Here is an 18,056-nt window from a genome sequence, read left to right on the forward strand (position 1 = left end):
CACCGACGTGACGTGTGAAAGGACGGACATGGCCGAGCTTCCCGCAGAGCTCGCGAGGGTGCACATGGTGGGCATCGGCGGCGCTGGAATGTCCGGCATCGCCCGTATTCTGCTTGCGCGCGGCGGCCAGGTCTCCGGATCGGACGCCAAGGACAGCCGGGGTGTCCTGGCGTTGCGAGCGCGTGGCGCGCAGGTGCGGGTCGGCCATGATGCCTCCGCACTCGACCTCATTCCTGGCGGGCCGACGGCTGTCGTCACCACGCATGCAGCCATTCCGAAGACCAATCCGGAACTGGTCGAAGCGCGACGACGCGGTATCCCGATCGTGCTTCGGCCCACGGTGCTCTCGTCGTTGATGCAGGGTTATCGCACGCTTCTCGTGTCCGGTACGCACGGCAAGACGTCGACGACGTCGATGTTGATCGTCGCATTGCAACACTGCGGCTTCGATCCTTCGTTCGCGGTCGGCGGTGAACTCAACGAGGCTGGAACCAATGCCCACCACGGAAGTGGGGACGTGTTCGTCGCGGAAGCCGACGAAAGCGACGGCTCGTTGCTCCAGTACCTCCCGAATGTCGTGGTCGTCACCAACATCGAGGCTGATCACCTCGACCACTTCGGTACCGAAGAGGCGTACGTCCAGGTGTTCGACGACTTCGCTGCGCTGCTCGGACCTGGCGGTGTACTGGTCGCATGCATGGACGATCCCGGGTCTGCAGCACTTGCCCAGCGAATTCGCGCGCGTGATCTTCCGGGGGTCCGAGTCCTCGGGTACGGCTCCGCGGACACCGAGACCGGTGGCGTCGAGATGGCGGTCCGGTTGCTGCAGTGGGAACCCGAGGACGTCGGCGGCGTCGCCCAGTTGCTTGTCGACGGCGAGGACACGCCCCGCACGCTGCGTCTCGGTGTACCGGGGCGGCACACAGCGCTGAACGCTCTCGCAGCGTTCACCGCGGGCCTGCAGGCCGGTGCCGGCGTGACGGACCTCCTCGAAGGACTTGCCGGTTTCGGCGGTGTGCACCGAAGATTCCAGATCCGCGGCCGTGAGCACGGCATTCGAGTGTTCGACGATTACGCCCACCATCCGACCGAAGTCAGGGCTGTGCTCAGCGCAGCACAGCAGCTTGTCGCTGGTACAGCGGGCGACGAGGAGCGAGGTCGCGTCGTCGTGGTGTTCCAACCTCATCTGTATTCGAGGACGGAGACGTTCGCGGCGGAGTTCGGTGAGGCCCTGAGTATCGCCGACGAGGTGGTCGTTCTCGACGTCTACGGCGCCAGAGAAGAGCCTCTACCAGGCGTGACGGGGGCACTCGTCGCGTCGGCGGTCACCGCACCCGTCATCTACCAACCGGACCTCTCGCTCGTTGCGAAGCAGGTCGCGGGTCTCGTCAGTCCAGGCGACGTGGTGATCACGATGGGTGCGGGCGACGTGACGATGCTTGCCGGACCGATTCTCGACGCTCTCCGTTCCAAGACGGACTTTCGGATCGGGCAACGCCGGGCATCGACGTGACTTCGCGTCCGGGTCGGTCGAAAAGCTCGGCCGTGGACGATCTCTCCGATGACGCGGGACACTCCGAGCGTGAGGTCAGGCGTCAGGCGAGAGAGGACGAGCGACGCCGCGTATCCCGCTCACGTCGGCGTGCCGCGACGATCGCGGCGGCAGTCGTCGCGGTGATAGTTGCAGGGTTCGCGATCGTGTACCTCACTCCGCTGCTGTCGGTGCGCAAGATCGATGTCAACGGTGCCGTGTCGGTGTCCGAGGAGCAGATCGTCGGCGAACTCGGGGTACCGCTGGGGGAGAAGCTCGTTCGTGTCGATGCGGGCTCGGCAGCGCAGCGTGTTGCTGCCATCCCGGCGTTGGCGTCCGTTCGGGTCCAGCGGATGTACCCGTCGACGGTCAGAGTCACTGTCACCGAGCGAGTTCCCGTCGTCTTCGTCGACGAACGCGATGGCACTCATCTCTTGGACGCGGACGCGGTCGATTTCGCTGTTGCAGTTCCACCGCCAGGGGTCATACGACTGGTGACGGACAACCCGGTGCCCGGCGATCCGGCTACCGAAAGCGCTCTCGCGGTACTCGATTCGATGCCGACGTCGCTACGAAGCCAGGTCGGTGAGATTCGGGCGAACTCAGCGTCGGATGTGTCGCTGTCACTTCTCGACGGACGTATCCTCATCTGGGGCGACCGAGACAACTCGGAGCGCAAATCGGCTGTGGCGCTTGCGCTGTTGTCGCAACCAGGACAGATTCTGGATGTGTCGAGCCCTGAACTTCCCACCACCAAGTAGTACCGACGCGGTCCTGAAAATCTTTGCAACGTCGTCGGCGCGCCTAATGGCGCATCGGCGCACCGGTGCATAGCGTTCCGTGCATCGAGTACTTGACATAACTCTAAGCCTGTGGTTTAGGTTGAGAGTTTTGCTCGACTCGCAGTAATCAAATTTCATCGACTCGAGTATCGGAACCCGCTCGAGTAGTCAGACAGACCAGAACACAACCACGGAAGGCGAGAGCCAATGACGCCCCCGCACAACTACCTCGCCGTAATCAAGGTCGTCGGCATCGGCGGCGGCGGCGTTAACGCGGTCAACCGCATGATCGAACAAGGACTCAAAGGAGTCGAGTTCATCGCGGTCAACACCGACGCCCAGGCCCTGCTGATGAGCGACGCAGACGTCAAGCTCGACGTCGGTCGCGAACTCACCCGTGGCCTCGGCGCAGGCGCCGATCCGGAAGTGGGCAGGCGAGCTGCCGACGATCACAAAGACGAGATCGAAGAGGTACTCAAGGGCGCCGACATGGTGTTCGTCACCGCAGGCGAAGGTGGCGGCACCGGCACCGGCGGTGCACCGGTGGTGGCCAACATCGCACGCAAGCTCGGAGCGTTGACAGTCGGCGTCGTGACGCGTCCGTTCTCGTTCGAGGGCAAGCGCCGCGGGGGACAGGCCGATACGGGCATCCAGCAGCTTCGTGAGTCCTGCGACACGCTCATCGTGATCCCGAACGATCGCTTGTTGCAGCTCGGCGACGCAGCGGTCAGCCTCATGGACGCTTTCCGCAGCGCCGACGAGGTTCTTCTCAACGGCGTACAGGGCATCACCGACCTGATCACCACCCCCGGCCTGATCAACGTCGACTTCGCCGACGTCAAGGGCGTCATGTCCGGCGCGGGCAGTGCTTTGATGGGCATCGGATCCTCACGCGGTGAGGGTCGCGCGATCAAGGCGGCCGAATCGGCGATCAACTCGCCGCTGCTCGAAGCCTCGATGGAAGGCGCCCGCGGCGTCTTGCTGTCGATCGCCGGTGGCTCCGATCTCGGACTGTTCGAAATCAACGAGGCAGCCTCGCTCGTGCAGGAAGCTGCGCACATCGACGCGAACATCATCTTCGGCACCGTGATCGACGACTCACTCGGCGACGAGGTACGCGTCACGGTGATCGCGGCGGGCTTCGATGGTGGAACGCCGACACGTCGCCCGGTCGAGGCCGCTCCGGGTGCCGCGCGCGGATCGATCGGTTCTGCGCGTTCCGGTGAAGTATCTTCGTCGCGGTCATCCGACAAGTCCGAGTCCGGTGGAGTGTTCCGTGATCCGGTCGGCGCCGGAAGTGCCAGCAGCCTGCCACCCCTGCAGTCGTCGGGATCGAACGGAGGGTCGAGCAGTCAAGGTAGTGCCGGCCGTCGCGTCCCGGTCACCGAAGACGATGGCGACGACGACGTCGACGTGCCATCGTTCATGCGTCGCTGATCGCAGATGCGTTCGATCGACACAACGTCGAATTTCAGGGTTCGTCGAGTAACCACGACCAGGACGGGTGGCGTCTCGGCGCCTCCGTACGACAGTTTCAATCTCGGTGATCATGTCGGAGACGACCCGGCGGCGGTTGCGACCAATCGAGAACGGCTCGGTCGAGAGATCGGCGTCGGCGTCGATCGGTTGGTGTGGATGGAGCAAGTCCACGGCCGCACCGTGACCGTCGTCGACGGACCGGTGACCGAGCCGATCGCGGTCACCGACGCGGTGGTGACGAGGGTGCGCGATCTGGCACTGGTGGTTCTGTCCGCCGATTGTGTGCCCGTTCTGCTGTCCGACTCCGAAGCCGGTGTCATCGCGGCAGTGCATGCGGGTCGAGTCGGTGCCCGCATCGGGATCGTGCCGCGTGTGCTCGACGCGATGGTTGCCGAGGGAGCAGTGCTGAACCGAATCGGGGCGTTCCTCGGGCCTGCTGCAAGTGGGCGACAGTACGAGGTTCCCGCGCACATGCAGGCGGACGTGGAACGGCATCTCCCCGGCAGTGCGAGTACGACGGTCAGGAAAACGCCAGGTCTCGACATTCGTGCCGGAATCAGGCGGCAACTCGTCGACGCTGGAGTACCGGCGGTGGCGACGGATCCCCGCTGCACCATCGAGGACCGAACTCTGTTCAGCCATCGACGTGGCGCGCCGACCGGCAGGTTGGCCAGCGTGATCTGGATGGACACCGAGCCTGCTTCACTGGAGCCATGACATCCCCTGACAGAGCAGCGCAGATCGCAACGGCGCTCGCCTCGGTCCGCGAGCGCTTGAGCGCCGCGTGTGCCGCAGCCGGACGCGATCCCGACGACGTGGCATTGCTGCCGGTCACCAAGTACTTCCCAGCCGCTGATGTCGAGATTCTGTTCGAACTCGGGTGCCGCGATTTCGGCGAATCCAGGGAACAAGAGGCGTCGAGAAAGGTCGACGAACTCGGCGCGAGCATCGGAACCGAGCCGGTTCGGTGGCACATGATCGGACATCTGCAGCGAAACAAAGCGAAGTCGGTCGCACGCTGGGCATCGTCGATCCATTCGGTGGACAGTGAGCGTCTGGTCACTGCACTTCAGAAGGCCGTCGGCCACGCTTTCGAGGTGGGCGAGCGGTCGAGCGAACTCGAAGTGCTCATTCAGGTCAGTCTCGACGGGGACACACATCGAGGCGGAGTCGAGCGAGAGGATCTCGCTGCGCTGGCGGAGCTCGTCGAAGGCTCGGATGGGTTGAGGCTTGCAGGGTTGATGGCTGTGCCACCACTCGGAGCGGACCCGGACGCCGCATTCGCAGACCTCGCGGAGATTCACGAGGGTCTGCTGAGTCGACACCCTGATGCGACGGAGCTCTCAGCGGGCATGACGGGTGATCTCGAGGCAGCGGTGCGACATGGATCGACGTGTGTGCGTGTCGGTACCGCAATACTCGGTTCGCGGCCGATAGCCTCGCCAGTACAGTCCACGGATCACATCAGTCACAACTGACACATCGTGAACCTGGACAGCGGCAGCGCAGAACACGGAACGATCCAGCTTTTGGACGGAAGGTAGATCGATGAGCACCCTGCACAAGTTCAAGGCGTACTTCGGCATGGTTCCGCTCGCGGACTACGAAGACGATTACCTCGACGAGCCAGACTCGCACAGGTCTTCACGCGGGCGTGACCCGTACGGCGATATCGACGATCGCGAGTTCGCCAAGCCGTCGTTCTCGTCCCGTAGGCCTGCTCGCGCGGAACTCGACGAGATGGACGACGACTACGACGAGTACGAGGCGCCGAGGTCGGCACCGACGCTCGCTCCGATAGGTGGCCGTGCATCGCGCACACCTTCGATGGCAAGCCGTGGCGCGTCCACCCGGGGCAACCTGGCCGTCGACACTCGAATGGATGTGCGCGCGGAAACTCGGAGGAGCCCGGTGGTCGACGATGGCGGACCGTTGTCGAAGATCACCACGCTACGCCCGCGTGATTACAGCGAAGCTCGCACTATCGGCGAGCGGTTCCGCGACGGAACGCCCGTCATCATGGATCTCGTCGAGATGAGCAACGCCGATGCAAAGCGCCTGGTCGATTTTGCCGCCGGATTGGCGTTCGCGCTTCGTGGATCGTTCGACAAGGTGGCAACGAAGGTGTTCCTTCTGTCACCGGCCGATATCGATGTGTCTCCCCAGGAGCGCCGTCGGATCGCCGAGACCGGGTTCTACAGTCAGCAATGACCGTTGATCGACGCGTTGACCCATATCGGCTCGATCGAACTGAGCAGGCCTCTGACCTGGTCGCTTTGATCGAGCCGATCTTTTCGGGCAGAGTATGACCTGTGGCCTTGTTCGCGGTGATCTACTTCATACTGTTCATTTTCTGGCTTCTGCTCATCGGCCGCATCATCGTCGAATTCATCAGAACGTTCGCGCGAGATTGGCGCCCGTCGGGAATTGTCGTGATATTGCTCGAAGCGATATTCACGGTGACCGATCCGCCCGTCAAGCTGCTGAGACGGCTGATTCCGCCGGTGAATCTCGGCGGGGTTCGACTCGATCTGTCGATCATGGTTCTGCTCTTCGGGGTATTCATCCTGATGACTGTGGTGCGGGGTTTGGGATCGTGAACACAATGTCATTGCCGAAAGACCTCGTCGGACGTGTGCGACCAGCGCGACCGATGTGACAGAATGGACGCCAGTTACAGTTTGATTGTTCCGGTTCGTGCGGAATGGGATATAACTGAATGCTTGCTCTACCGCCCTAAGATGCGTGAAGGGATCCTTCCATGCCGCTGACTCCAGCTGATGTGCACAATGTCGCGTTCAGCAAGCCGCCTATCGGTAAGCGCGGCTACAACGAAGACGAGGTGGATGCATTCCTCGATCTCGTCGAGCAAGAGTTGTCGCGATTGATCGAGGAGAACGCCGACCTGCGCCAGCGGGTCGGGGAGCTCGACCAGGAACTTGCCGATGCGAAGAGCTCCGCCCGCCAGGGTGGCGCGCAGCAGGCTGCTCCAATCCAGCAGAAGGCTCCCGAGCCGCAGCGCCCTGTCGAGCCGCCGAAGCCGGCGCCGGTAGTAGCGCCCGCTCCGGTCGCTGCTGCAGCGCCCTCGCAGAGTGGCGACTCCAACATGCAGGCCGCGAAGATCCTGGGTCTCGCCCAGGAAATGGCAGACCGGCTCACCAACGACGCGAAGACCGAGTCGGAGCAGCTACTCGGAAACGCTCGCACCAACGCCGAGCGTCTGGTGACGGATGCACGTACGCGGTCCGAGGCCATGGTGTCCGATGCCCGCCAGAAGTCCGAGTCGCTGTTGTCGGACGCGCAGACGCGATCCGAGACCCAGCTGCGTCAGGCCAAGGAGAAGGCCGATGCTCTCCAGGCAGATGCCGAGCGCAAGCACACCGAGATCATGGCGACCATCAACGAGCAGCGTTCAGTGCTCGAGGGGCGTATCGAGCAGCTCAAGACGTTCGAGCGCGAATATCGTGTGCGACTCAAGTCGTACCTGGAATCCCAGCTCGAAGAACTGGAGAATCGCTCGTCCGCTCTGCCGGTCGACAATGGTTCCGACAACTTCAGCCAGAACGACCAGTCCTCCGGATACAGCCAGTCGTATGCCAAGGGAAACAACTGACGATCGTCTGCCCCGCGCGCAATGCGTGACGGCGCACCCTGGGTCTGACGACCGCCGCAAGGCGTATTCGGAACGAGGAGTGGCGTGCTTGTCCTGACGTTGGGCGCGGCAGCAGTTGGGTTCGCGCTGCTGGTCATCTCATTGATGACCGGGTCGGTGCTGTGGGCTTGGGGATGCATTGCCGTGTGCGTCGTTGGAGCTGTGCTGCTGTTGGCAGGCGCTCTGATGGGGCGCAAGACACCGCCCGAGCAGTAGAGCAGTTCGGCACGCCCGTTAGTATGGGCTGAGAAAACGAGTACAGGTGTCGATCCGGCCATCACCGGGGAGCCTTCGGAAGAACGGTGCGCGTGTCCAACCAGATGCGCCGACACTCAGTAGAACCGAACGGGTAAGCCCGTCACAGCTGTGCGAGCGGCGTCGGGGTCTCGAAAGAGAAGTCGGCGCAAGCGGGGTGGTACCGCGGTGCCGGCGTCCCACACGCCGGTTGTCGTCCCCGTGCCGAGTCTGTCCAGTACCGCCTCATGCGTATCGAGGTGGTCGGCACGGTAGGAGCGCCGCACATGAGTACCGATTCCACGAGCACACCGGCCCCCCGCGACGCGTATCCACTCGTCGACATCGCGGGACCACGGGCCGGCAGCGTCTCGTTCCCCGAACTCGAGAAGAAAGTTCTCGACGAGTGGGAGGCCGACGGAACCTTCCGCGCGAGCGTGGAGAACCGCGAGGGCGCCGAGGAATTCGTCTTCTACGACGGGCCACCTTTCGCGAACGGTCTCCCGCACTACGGCCACCTTCTTACCGGGTATGTCAAAGATCTCGTTCCGCGCTTTCAGACCATGCGAGGCAAGAAGGTCGAGCGCCGGTTCGGCTGGGACTGCCACGGACTGCCCGCTGAACTCGAGGCGGAGAAGCAGCTCGGCATCAAGGACAAGTCCGAGATCGACGAGATGGGTCTGGCCAAGTTCAACGCCTACTGCAAGCAGTCGGTGCTGCAGTACACCGGCGAGTGGCGTGACTACGTCACCAGGCAGGCGCGGTGGGTCGACTTCGACAACGACTACAAGACCCTCGACATCGACTTCATGGAGTCGGTCATGTGGGCATTCAAGGCCCTGTACGACAAGGGCCTCATCTACCAGGGCTATCGAGTTCTGCCGTACTCCTGGTACGAGCAGACCCCGCTGTCCAACCAGGAAACGCGCCTCGACGACGCGTACAAGATGCGTCAGGATCCTGCGGTCACCGTCACGATGCCGCTGGTGGCACCTGGCTCACCCGTAGACGGCGCGAATGCGCTGATCTGGACGACGACCCCATGGACACTGCCGTCGAATCTGGCGATCGCAGTCAACCCAGAGGTTCACTACGTGCAGGTGCGGGGCACCGACGGAGAGCGGTACGTACTGGCGTCCGCACGTCTGGCCCACTACTCGCGCGAACTCGGCGAAGAACCGGACGTGCTGTCCGAGCACGCCGGGGCCGATCTCGTCGGACTGACCTATGCGCCGCCGTTCGACTTCTTCCTCGGTCACCAGAACGCGCACCGGGTCCTGCAGGCCGATTACGTCACCACCGACTCGGGAACCGGAATCGTGCACCTCGCACCGGCTTTCGGTGAAGAGGACATGGACGTCGCGACAGCCAACGGCATCGAGGTGGTGCAACCGCTCGATCCGGGTGGAAAGTTCACCTCCCTCGTTCCGCCGTACGAGGGCCTGATGGTGTTCGACGCCAACCCCGTCATCATCAAGGACCTGAAGGCATCAGGGCGCCTGCTGCGCCACGAAACGATCGAGCACTCCTACCCACACAGCTGGCGGAGCGGTCAGCCGTTGATCTACATGGCGGTTCCGTCGTGGTTCGTCGCGGTGACGAAGTTCCGTGACCGGATGGTGGAACTCAACCAGGAGATCACCTGGGTCCCGGAGCACATCAAGGACGGGCAGTTCGGGAAGTGGCTCGAAGGTGCGCGAGATTGGAACATCAGCCGTAATCGTTACTGGGGCAGCCCTATCCCGGTATGGACGTCGGACGACCCGGAGTATCCGAGGCTCGACGTCTACGGCAGCCTCGACGAGCTCGAGCGAGACTTCGGTGTGCGGCCGGACGATCTGCATCGTCCGTACATCGACGATCTGACGCGTCCGAACCCGGACGATCCGACCGGCAAGTCGATGATGCGTCGGGTGCCCGAGGTTCTGGACTGCTGGTTCGAATCCGGGTCGATGCCGTACGCGCAGGTGCACTACCCGTTCGAGAACGAAGAGTGGTTCAACGGGACAGCTACGACAGTTGGGCACAATCCGGGCGATTTCATCGTCGAGTACAACGGGCAGACCCGCGGCTGGTTCTACACGCTGCACGTGCTCGCGACTGCACTGTTCGACCGCCCGGCGTTCAAGACCGTTGCTGCACACGGCATCGTGCTCGGCGAGGACGGCTTGAAGATGAGCAAGTCCAAAGGCAACTATCCCGACGTAAAGGAAGTCTTCGACCGCGACGGCAGCGATGCCATGCGTTGGTTCCTGATGTCCTCGCCGATCCTGCGCGGCGGCAACCTGATCGTCACCGAGCAAGGCATCCGCGAGGGTGTGCGCCAGGCGTTGCTTCCGATCTGGAACGCGTGGAGCTTCCTGCAGTTGTACGCAGGCAAGCCCGGTCAGTGGCGAACCGACTCGCCGAACGTGCTGGACCGGTACGTACTGGCGAAATTGTCGGTGACCCGGGACGCGATCACCGATGCGCTCGAAGGCAACGACATCGCCGGTGCGTGTGACGAGCTGAGGACCTTCTGCGACGCTCTGACGAACTGGTATGTCCGACGGTCACGTTCGCGTTTCTGGAGCGAGGACTCCGACGCAATCGACACGCTGCACACGGTGCTCGAAGTATTGACTCGAATTGCCGCGCCGTTGCTTCCGCTCGTCAGCGAGGTCGTCTGGCGTGGTTTGACCGGTGGACGCTCGGTTCACCTGACGGATTGGCCTGCGGCTTCCGATCTGCCGTCCGATCCCGAGTTGGTCAGTGCGATGGACGAAGTGCGTAGCGTGTGCTCGACGGTGTTGGGTTTGAGGAAAGCACAGAACCTGCGTGTGCGGCTGCCCCTGCCGGAGGTGACTGTCGCTGCCGAGGGCGCCGAGCGGCTGCGTCCGTACGCCGACATCATCGCCGACGAGGTCAACGTGAAGAAGGTCGATCTCACCGACGACGTTGCAGTGCATGGCAAGTTCGAGCTGGTCGTGAATGCGCGAGCCGCGGGCCCCAGAATCGGCAAGGACGTCCAGAAGGTCATCAAGGCCGTCAAGGCGGGGGAGTGGAGTGAGGACGGATCCGGTGTCGTCAGCGCTGCCGGTATCGAATTGCTTCCCGCCGAGTTCACTCGCAAGTTGGTTGCTGCCGAACCCGATTCGACGGCTGCACTGCCAGGAAACTCCGGTCTTGTGGTCCTCGACTCCAGCGTCACTGCCGAGCTGGAGGCGGAGGGGTGGGCCAAAGACCGCATCCGCGAATTCCAGGAGGCGCGTCGTAGCCTGGGGCTGAACGTGTCGGACCGCATCGACATCGTCGTCCGAGTACCGGAAGAACGGCAGGAGTGGCTCGATACTCACCGCGATCTGATCGCAGGAGAGGTCTTGGCGCTGACGTTGGCCGACGGAGACCCGGGCGTCGATGCGGTGGAGCTCGGAGAGGGCGTGCGGGCGAAGATCAGCCGCGCGACATGACGAACTCGGCATCGCTGGAGGACGCCGTTCGGGAGCTCCTGTCGGGAGCTCGCGACGGCGTCGTGCCCATCGCGGTTGTCGGTGAGCCGGTTCTTCGGACGCCTGCTGCGCCGCTGACCGGCCAACTCGAGCGCCGTACCCTCGGTGCATTGATCGAGGTGATGCGCGCGACCATGCACGACGCGCCCGGTGTCGGTCTGGCCGCACCGCAGATCGGCATTCCGTTGCGTATCGCTGTGGTCGAGGACATGTACGACATCGGCGAGGAGCTTGCACGCACACGTCGGCGAACACCGTTGCCGTTTCGGGCTCTTGTGAACCCGCTTTATCAGGCGGTCGGCGAGAAGCGTGTGGCTTTCTACGAGGGATGCCTGAGTGTGCCGGGGTATCAGGCGGTGGTCGCGCGAGCCGAGTCGGTACGACTGCGGTGCTCCAGCGTCGACGGCGTTGAGACGGACGAGGTGTTCCACGGGTGGCCCGCCCGGATCGTTGCGCACGAGACCGACCATCTCGACGGCACCGTGTACGTGGACAAGGCAATCACTCGGTCGTTGGCGGCCAACGACGTCTATGCCGAGCTCTGGGCCGAGCCGTCACCGTCTCGTGCGGCTGCCGCTCTGGATTTCGACCTCGAAGGCATGTGACGCGAAACGTGCGCACGGGTATTTTTCGGTTGTGATCGACTCTCGCAGTAGGCGCTGGGTGCTGCACCTCGACATGGATGCGTTCTTCGCCTCGGTCGAGCAGCTCACCAGGCCCACACTGCGTGGTAGACCAGTGCTCGTCGGCGGTGCGGGAGGCCGCGGCGTGGTGGCCGGCTGCAGCTACGAGGCGCGCCTTTTCGGAGCTCGTTCGGCAATGCCGATGCATCAGGCGCGTCGACTCGTGGGCGCGGGCGCAGTGGTTCTGCCGCCGCGTGGTGCGCTCTATCAGGCTCTGAGTCGACGTGTGTTCGACGGATTGCGCGCGAGAATGCCGGTGCTGGAGCAGTTGTCGATGGACGAGGCATTCGGTGAACCCACCGAACTCGCGGGCGCGACCGCCGCCGAGGTGATCGAGTTCTGCGAGATGCTGCGCAGCCTGGTCCTCGCCGAAACCGGTCTCGTGGCCTCGCTCGGTGCCGGCTCGGGCAAGCAGATCGCCAAGATCGCCTCCGGACTTGCCAAGCCGGACGGTGTCAAGGTGGTCACCCCTGCCGAGCAGACGGCACTGATGGCCGGCTTGCCTGTCCGCAAGCTGTGGGGGATAGGACCTGTCGCCGACGAGAAGCTTCGACGGCTCGGCATCGACACCATCGGGAAATTCGTTGCGACCGATGAGTCCGAGATCGCATCCATCCTCGGCGCGAGGATCGGACCGAGTCTGCACAAGCTAGCGCGGGGAATCGACGATCGCGTCGTGGCAGAGCGAGCGGAGGCAAAGCAGGTCAGCGCGGAGACGACCTTCGCGCATGACCTGGTCACTCTCGCGCAGCTGCGAGCAGCAGTGGAAGCAAGCGCGGATGCGGCCCATCGACGTCTGCTCAAAGACGGCCGCGGCGCGCGAACAGTGGTGCTCAAGCTTCGCAAGTCGGACATGAGTATCGTCACACGGTCGGTGACGCTGCCGTACGCGACCGTGGACAAGCAGACCCTCGTGGCCACTGCCCAGCGGCAGGTGCTCGATCCGGTGGAACTCGGACCGATCCGCTTGGTCGGTGTCTCACTCGCGGGTCTGTCCGCGGTGCAGCAGGGTTCGTTGTTTCCCGAGCTCGACTACCACTCCGAAGACGTGCTCGCGGGCGACGGGACCGCGATGGAAACGCCGCCGACTGCGCGTGAGTACGGGCCGAAGTGGCATCCCGGCGTGGATGTAAGGCATCCTGAATACGGGCACGGGTGGATTCAGGGGGCGGGACACTCAGTGGTGACAGTTCGCTTCGAGACCCGCTCCACCGGTCCGGGGCGAGCACGAACGTTCGCAGAGGACGACGACATGCTCGTTGTGGCGGATGCCCTCGACAGCATGGAATGACAGTGATTCCTACCGGTGAGTAGCCTGGCTCCTTTCCGCCCGAGTGGACGGATGGCATAGTGGAGCGGCCGGGACGAACTCAGGCCGACGTTGCTCGTAAGAGCAACAGCAAATGACCGAGAAGTACAGACCGCGAGAAGTAAGACCGAAGGGACAGAGCACTTGAAGCTTCGTAACACCCGAAAGGCCGTAGTTGCCGGCGTCGCGATCGCCGCCGCGCTGACCATGACGGCGTGCAGCTCCGGAGGGGACGAAGAGACTCCGACGACCACGTCGGCATCCGCCGCCTCCTCGGCGTCCACCGCCCCCGAGCCGTCAGGCGATTACCCGCCCGTGCCAACTCCCGAAGAGCTCAATGCGGAACTGGCGCGCGGCTTGGATCCGGCTGTTCCGGTCGAGGAGAAGGCGCAGTTGATCCAGGGCGCCGAGGCCGATCCGGAGCTCATCAACCAGGTCGCGGCCGCTGCCGTCCAGAACGGCGCACAGATCGAGATCACCAGCGTCGACGACCTCGGCGATGGAACCCTGAACGCAGGCGCCACGCTGTCCATCAACGGTCAGGCCAACCCGGGAAGCTTCGTCTTCGTCGCTGAGAACGGTGTCTGGAAGCTGTCCAAGGACAACGCGTGTGGTTTCGTTACGCTCGCGCAGCTGACGTCGCCCGCCTGCGCATAGTTCGACTGGTTCGCTGCTGCACACGCGATTGTGTGTGGTTCCCGGTGCCGGTCTTGTACTCCGACGAGGAGCACAAGACCGGCACCGGTGCGTTTCTCGGCCCTAGACGCCCGCGTCGATACCTCTGATCCTGTCCGCCGCGGTCTTCGCGAGAGCAGTGAAAGAGGCTGGATCCACGCCCTCCTGGCTGGTCACCACCAGTTGGACGACCGTGTGGTCGACCACGGCCACGACGGCGTCCGCCACCAATGTGTATCCCTCGCTTGTCGTCTCGAGACGCACCGAGGTGGATGCATCGCCGATCGTTTCCTGCTCGCGCGCGCCGAGCCGGTACTGGACGCCGACACCGTCGGCGTCGGTTCCCGTGTACTCGGTGCACTGGGCGAACGCATTCTGAACCGCGTCGAAGGCTGCGACAGCGCCGTTGTCGGCATAGCTGGCGGCATCCTCGTCGATCGAGGAGAACTCGGGCCCCGAGTACCGGACCTCGGAGTCGGCGGATGCACCGGGAGACTGCTGTGTGACGGTTGCGAGCACGTCGGCGCACGCCTGAGGGTCGGTCCCGGAACGATCCTGTGCGTCGTAGTCGGGAGCCGGATCGAGTCCGAGGTCGCGGACTGGATCCGGGACCACGGCGAAGCCGTCGGGCACGTCCTCGACGAGCAGCATCCTCGCGCTGAGAACGGTCGAGTCGGTGATGGGCGAGCCGCTCAGCGGTTGCGGTGCGACTACCCGAGGTTCCAGGTCGGCAAGCGGGGCGTCGTCAGGGCTGTCCTCGGCGGCACCGCAGGCAGTGAGGACAGTGATGGCGACAGCCGACAGCGTCGCCGTCCAGATCACGCGGGGGTGCCTCATGGCGTCGTCCACCGAAGCGTGTCGCTGATGTCCTGACGGAGGACTGTGGTGCCCTCGGGATCGCTGTACTGCTGGTTGCCGCCGACCGTGACCTCTCCGGCTATGGGCAGCGGTTTCGTCAGATCGATCTCGAGTGTCCCCGTGCCGGTCATGGTGTACGAGTCGATCGCCAACTGACCCGCGTCGTCGGGTAGTTCCAGCGTCGTCGACTCGGGCGTCTGCTCGATTCGTAGGTCGATCGTCAGACGATCCCCGTTCCGCTCCCGGAGTGTCGCGGTAGTTCGCTGGTTGAGTGTGAGGCCGCTGATGACCTGCTGATCTGCAGTCCAGACCGCACCGACACCCACATCGCCCTCTGGGAAAGAAATCGATCGATACACGGCTTGATTGAGAGCCTGTTCGATGGCCGCGCGCGCAGAGTCCTGTGCTGCCTCGGCGGGTGCGATCGACAGTGCTGTCACCGCGCCGGTGTCGGTGACCGTCAACCCGGCTTCCGAGCCGTCCGCTGCTGCCAGCGCCTCGGTCAGCCGCTGGTCAGCGGAGGTGGCACTACCGACCCGCAGGTCCACCGTGCGGTCCGAATCGGAGTCGGCCGGCTGGGCCGTGAGCGGGACCGTCAATTCCGGGGTGGAGAAGTCCTGAACCGCTTGGTCGTCGATCTGCTGGGTGACGGTCGACCGGGTGGTCAGCAGAATCGACTGCTCCCCGGTCAGGTCCTGCGTGAGCGGGCTCCGTGGCTCTGCTCCCGCGTCCACGACGGCAACCGTCACGGGGGTGACCGGAAGCGCCACTCCTGAGGTCGTCGACGACGTAGCCGTGTCGGACGGCGCATCGTCATCGGAGGTTCCGCAACCGGCCAGAAGCGCAGTCACGGCGACCGCGGCGGCTAGGGCACGAAGGCGTCGCAACGGGGTTTCGGAAGTGAAGATCACGGGACCAGGCTACGGATGCTCGACGACAGCGCACGCAGGCGTGCGCAGCCCAGCAGATCCGGGTGACAGGTGCGGGGCTTCGATGCGACATGATAGGGGTGTGAGTGACGACCGCCCGACCGATTCGCCCAGTCCAGATTCCAGCCCAGATACCGGTGCCGAAAGGCCGGAGACCGCTGCAGGCGCATCTGCCGCCGACCCCGCACCGGCCGCCGAGGCCGACGAAGTCTCGCCCGCCGGAGGGGATCAGGCTCGGCGACCGCTGCGCACTCGGATGCTGATCGTGATCGCGTTCGTCGTTCTCGCCTTCGACCTCGTCACCAAGATTGCCGTTGTGCACTTCGTTGCGCCGGGTAGGCCGATCGAGATCATCGGGGATGTGGTCACGCTTCGGCTCGTACGTAATCCGGGCGCCGCCTTTTCGATGGCAACCGGAATGACATGGCTCCTGACCATCGTTGCGGTATGCGTCGTGATTGCCGTGATTCGGATCGGCCGGACTCTGCGTTCGCTGTGGTGGGCGATCGGACTCGGTCTTGTTCTCGGCGGCGCTCTGGGCAATCTGATCGACCGCTTCTTCCGTTCGCCAGGACCGTTGCAGGGCCACGTCGTGGACTTCGTGTCCGTCGGATGGTGGCCGGTGTTCAACGTCGCCGATTCATCCATCGTCTGCGGGGCGATCCTGCTGGTCGTAGTGAGCCTGCTCGGTTTCGAGCCCAACGGAGAACGGGCGTCGTCGAAGAAGGACGTCGCTAATTCCGGTGCGGCGGAACGAAAGTGAGAGAGTCGCGCTCGATGCCGGTTCCCGACGGCCTGGACGGTATGCGGGTAGATGCGGGTGTGTCCAGACTGCTCGGACTCTCACGCACCGTCGTGGCGACGCTGGCGGAGGAAGGTTCGGTTGCGGTCGACGGCGCAGCAGTCGGCAAGTCGGAACGGTTGTCGGCCGGGTCGTGGATCGAAGTGATTCTTCCCGAGCCTGCGCGTGAACTCACCGTCGAAGCGGTACCAGTGGACGGCATGGAGATTCTGTACGCCGACGACGACATCGTCGCCGTCGACAAACCCGTGGGTGTCGCGGCTCATGCCAGTGTCGGGTGGACGGGGCCGACGGTCATCGGTGGTCTGGCCGCAGCCGGCTTCCGCATCTCGACGTCGGGAGCGCACGAGCGTCAAGGAATTGTGCACCGTCTCGACGTCGGCACCTCGGGGGTGATGGTCGTGGCGACTTCGGAGCGGGCATACACCCTGCTCAAGCGTGCGTTCAAGCAGCGGACCATCGAGAAGCGGTATCACGCTCTCGTGCAGGGGCATCCGGATCCGAGCAGCGGCACCATCGATGCGCCCATCGGCAGACACGGCAGCAACGACTGGAAGTTCGCCGTCCGAGCCGACGGCAAAGAGAGTGTGACGCACTACGACACGATCGAGGCGTTCCAGGCCGCCAGCCTCCTCGACGTCCATCTCGAAACCGGGCGCACCCATCAGATCAGGGTTCACTTCTCCGCCCTACGGCACCCGTGCTGCGGCGACTTGACCTACGGTGCCGACCCACGCCTCGCTGAACGCCTCGGCCTCGAACGCCAATGGCTGCACGCCAAATCGCTGGCGTTCACCCACCCGTCGGACGGCCGCTGGGTGGAGATCGAGAGCAAGTATCCGGCCGATCTCGAACATGCGCTCGAGGTGCTGCGCTCGGCATGAGATGGGTGCGGGGGGTTGCCGAGGCGTGCGCGCTCGTCGTGGTGACTCTTGTTCTGTTCGCGGTTGTCGGTGTCATGAACCCGCTACCACGGCCGGGAGTGAACACCGACCGACTCGGACCGGACAGCGGTGAGACGGTCGGTGACTACACCTCACGTTCCATACTGAGCGTGCAGCAAGCGGCGGCCGACGACGACCTTCATTGGGCGCTCGTGTCGTTTGCGGACGAGACGTCACCCGCGACGGCGTATCGATCTGCGGGTGGTTCGCGTATCGCGCAGGTACTGATCCGTGTTCCGATGGACCGGGTCCAGACCCCGACCGTTGCAGTGGGTGTTTCCGGCACCGAACAGTCGGTCCTGGCGTCCGAGGACGCTGCAGCGTCCGGGCTGCACGGTTCGACCGGCCAGTGGGATCGGCAGTCACAGATCGACGCGGCGTCGTTGCCTCGGCTGGCCGCCGGGTGCGACTGCGTCGTAGGCCTGGTGGTGCATGCGACCGGGGTCTCGTTGCGGTCGATGCAAGCGACGTCCGGTGTTCGCGCGGTCGAGGCGCTACCGTCCGACGCGATCGCCGGGCGTTTCGCAGTCCGGGCGTTTCTACCGGACTACGTCGATGTCGTGGGCGCGCTACCCGATGACGGACCCATCCCACCGCCGTGAGGCGAGTGTCAATTCGCGGTCGCGGCGCTCCCAGAGGTCTCTTCCGTCACACCTGTCACGACGCGCCCAGGCGCGACACGCAGGTGGG

The 18,056-nt window shown here is 64.2% G+C and carries 18 protein-coding genes; 16 read left to right on the top strand and 2 right to left on the bottom strand.

What is annotated here, in order from left to right; all coding sequences use genetic code 11:
- Positions 1-28: 28 nt before the first annotated feature.
- The 13 genes from murC (at position 29) to WDS16_RS07425 (ending at position 13,815) form a co-directional block, all read left to right on the top strand.
- A complete protein-coding gene (murC, locus tag WDS16_RS07365) occupies positions 29-1,513 on the top strand; it encodes a UDP-N-acetylmuramate--L-alanine ligase (protein WP_338891649.1) in 1,485 nt (494 codons plus the stop codon).
- A 32-nt stretch (positions 1,514-1,545) separates the two neighbouring features.
- Positions 1,546-2,292 (top strand): cell division protein FtsQ/DivIB, encoded by a 747-nt coding sequence (locus tag WDS16_RS07370; protein WP_338891651.1) that lies wholly within the window; start codon positions 1,546-1,548, stop codon positions 2,290-2,292.
- 228 nt (positions 2,293-2,520) lie between these two features.
- Positions 2,521-3,750, top strand: coding sequence for a cell division protein FtsZ (gene ftsZ, locus WDS16_RS07375; RefSeq protein ID WP_338891653.1), 1,230 nt, complete (start codon positions 2,521-2,523; stop codon positions 3,748-3,750).
- Positions 3,751-3,756: 6 nt separating this feature from the next.
- Positions 3,757-4,509, top strand: a complete 753-nt coding sequence (pgeF, locus tag WDS16_RS07380; protein WP_338891655.1) for a peptidoglycan editing factor PgeF — start codon at positions 3,757-3,759, stop codon at positions 4,507-4,509.
- On the top strand, positions 4,506-5,270 hold the full coding sequence (locus tag WDS16_RS07385) for a YggS family pyridoxal phosphate-dependent enzyme (RefSeq protein WP_338891656.1): 765 nt from the start codon (positions 4,506-4,508) through the stop codon (positions 5,268-5,270). The genes pgeF and WDS16_RS07385 overlap by 4 nt, the downstream gene beginning before the upstream one ends.
- 70 nt (positions 5,271-5,340) lie before the next feature.
- Positions 5,341-6,003, top strand: a complete 663-nt coding sequence (locus tag WDS16_RS07390; protein ID WP_338891657.1) for a cell division protein SepF — start codon at positions 5,341-5,343, stop codon at positions 6,001-6,003.
- Between the two features lie 101 nt (positions 6,004-6,104).
- On the top strand, positions 6,105-6,392 hold the full coding sequence (locus WDS16_RS07395) for a YggT family protein (RefSeq protein ID WP_068381366.1): 288 nt from the start codon (positions 6,105-6,107) through the stop codon (positions 6,390-6,392).
- 161 nt (positions 6,393-6,553) lie between these two features.
- Positions 6,554-7,405, top strand: a complete 852-nt coding sequence (locus tag WDS16_RS07400) for a DivIVA domain-containing protein (RefSeq protein WP_338891658.1) — start codon at positions 6,554-6,556, stop codon at positions 7,403-7,405.
- 84 nt (positions 7,406-7,489) lie between these two features.
- Complete coding sequence (locus WDS16_RS07405) at positions 7,490-7,660, top strand: hypothetical protein (protein WP_338891660.1); 171 nt, start codon at positions 7,490-7,492, stop codon at positions 7,658-7,660.
- Between the two features lie 305 nt (positions 7,661-7,965).
- Positions 7,966-11,127: an isoleucine--tRNA ligase gene (gene ileS, locus WDS16_RS07410; RefSeq protein ID WP_338891662.1), complete on the top strand. Its 3,162-nt coding sequence runs from the start codon at positions 7,966-7,968 to the stop codon at positions 11,125-11,127.
- A complete protein-coding gene (locus WDS16_RS07415; protein WP_338891663.1) occupies positions 11,124-11,771 on the top strand; it encodes a peptide deformylase in 648 nt (215 codons plus the stop codon). Before ileS ends, WDS16_RS07415 begins: the two co-directional genes overlap by 4 nt.
- 58 nt (positions 11,772-11,829) lie before the next feature.
- Positions 11,830-13,140, top strand: coding sequence for a DNA polymerase IV (locus tag WDS16_RS07420; protein ID WP_422395818.1), 1,311 nt, complete (start codon positions 11,830-11,832; stop codon positions 13,138-13,140).
- Positions 13,141-13,302: 162 nt separating this feature from the next.
- A complete protein-coding gene (locus WDS16_RS07425; protein ID WP_338891667.1) occupies positions 13,303-13,815 on the top strand; it encodes a hypothetical protein in 513 nt (170 codons plus the stop codon).
- 102 nt (positions 13,816-13,917) lie between these two features.
- Here the strand turns inward: WDS16_RS07425 and WDS16_RS07430 are convergent, their stop codons facing one another.
- Together WDS16_RS07430 and WDS16_RS07435 are read right to left on the bottom strand one after the other, a co-directional pair.
- Positions 13,918-14,670, bottom strand: a complete 753-nt coding sequence (locus tag WDS16_RS07430) for a hypothetical protein (RefSeq protein ID WP_338891668.1) — start codon at positions 14,668-14,670, stop codon at positions 13,918-13,920.
- Positions 14,667-15,602: a hypothetical protein gene (locus WDS16_RS07435; protein ID WP_338891670.1), complete on the bottom strand. Its 936-nt coding sequence runs from the start codon at positions 15,600-15,602 to the stop codon at positions 14,667-14,669. The genes WDS16_RS07430 and WDS16_RS07435 overlap by 4 nt, the downstream gene beginning before the upstream one ends.
- Before the next feature lie 82 nt (positions 15,603-15,684).
- On the opposite strand from WDS16_RS07435, the gene lspA reads away from it, so the two are divergent.
- Genes lspA through WDS16_RS07450 form a run of 3 tightly spaced genes read left to right on the top strand, consistent with a single transcriptional unit; the run spans position 15,685 to position 17,968 of the window.
- Positions 15,685-16,383, top strand: coding sequence for a signal peptidase II (gene lspA / locus WDS16_RS07440; RefSeq protein WP_422395766.1), 699 nt, complete (start codon positions 15,685-15,687; stop codon positions 16,381-16,383).
- Entirely contained in the window at positions 16,380-17,306 is a 927-nt protein-coding gene (locus tag WDS16_RS07445; protein WP_338891671.1) for an RluA family pseudouridine synthase, read from the top strand. The genes lspA and WDS16_RS07445 overlap by 4 nt, the downstream gene beginning before the upstream one ends.
- A complete protein-coding gene (locus WDS16_RS07450; protein ID WP_338891673.1) occupies positions 17,303-17,968 on the top strand; it encodes a hypothetical protein in 666 nt (221 codons plus the stop codon). The genes WDS16_RS07445 and WDS16_RS07450 overlap by 4 nt, the downstream gene beginning before the upstream one ends.
- Positions 17,969-18,056 lie beyond the last annotated feature (88 nt).

It is taken from the genome of Rhodococcus sovatensis, assembly GCF_037327425.1.
Lineage (GTDB): Bacteria > Actinomycetota > Actinomycetes > Mycobacteriales > Mycobacteriaceae > Rhodococcoides > Rhodococcoides sovatense.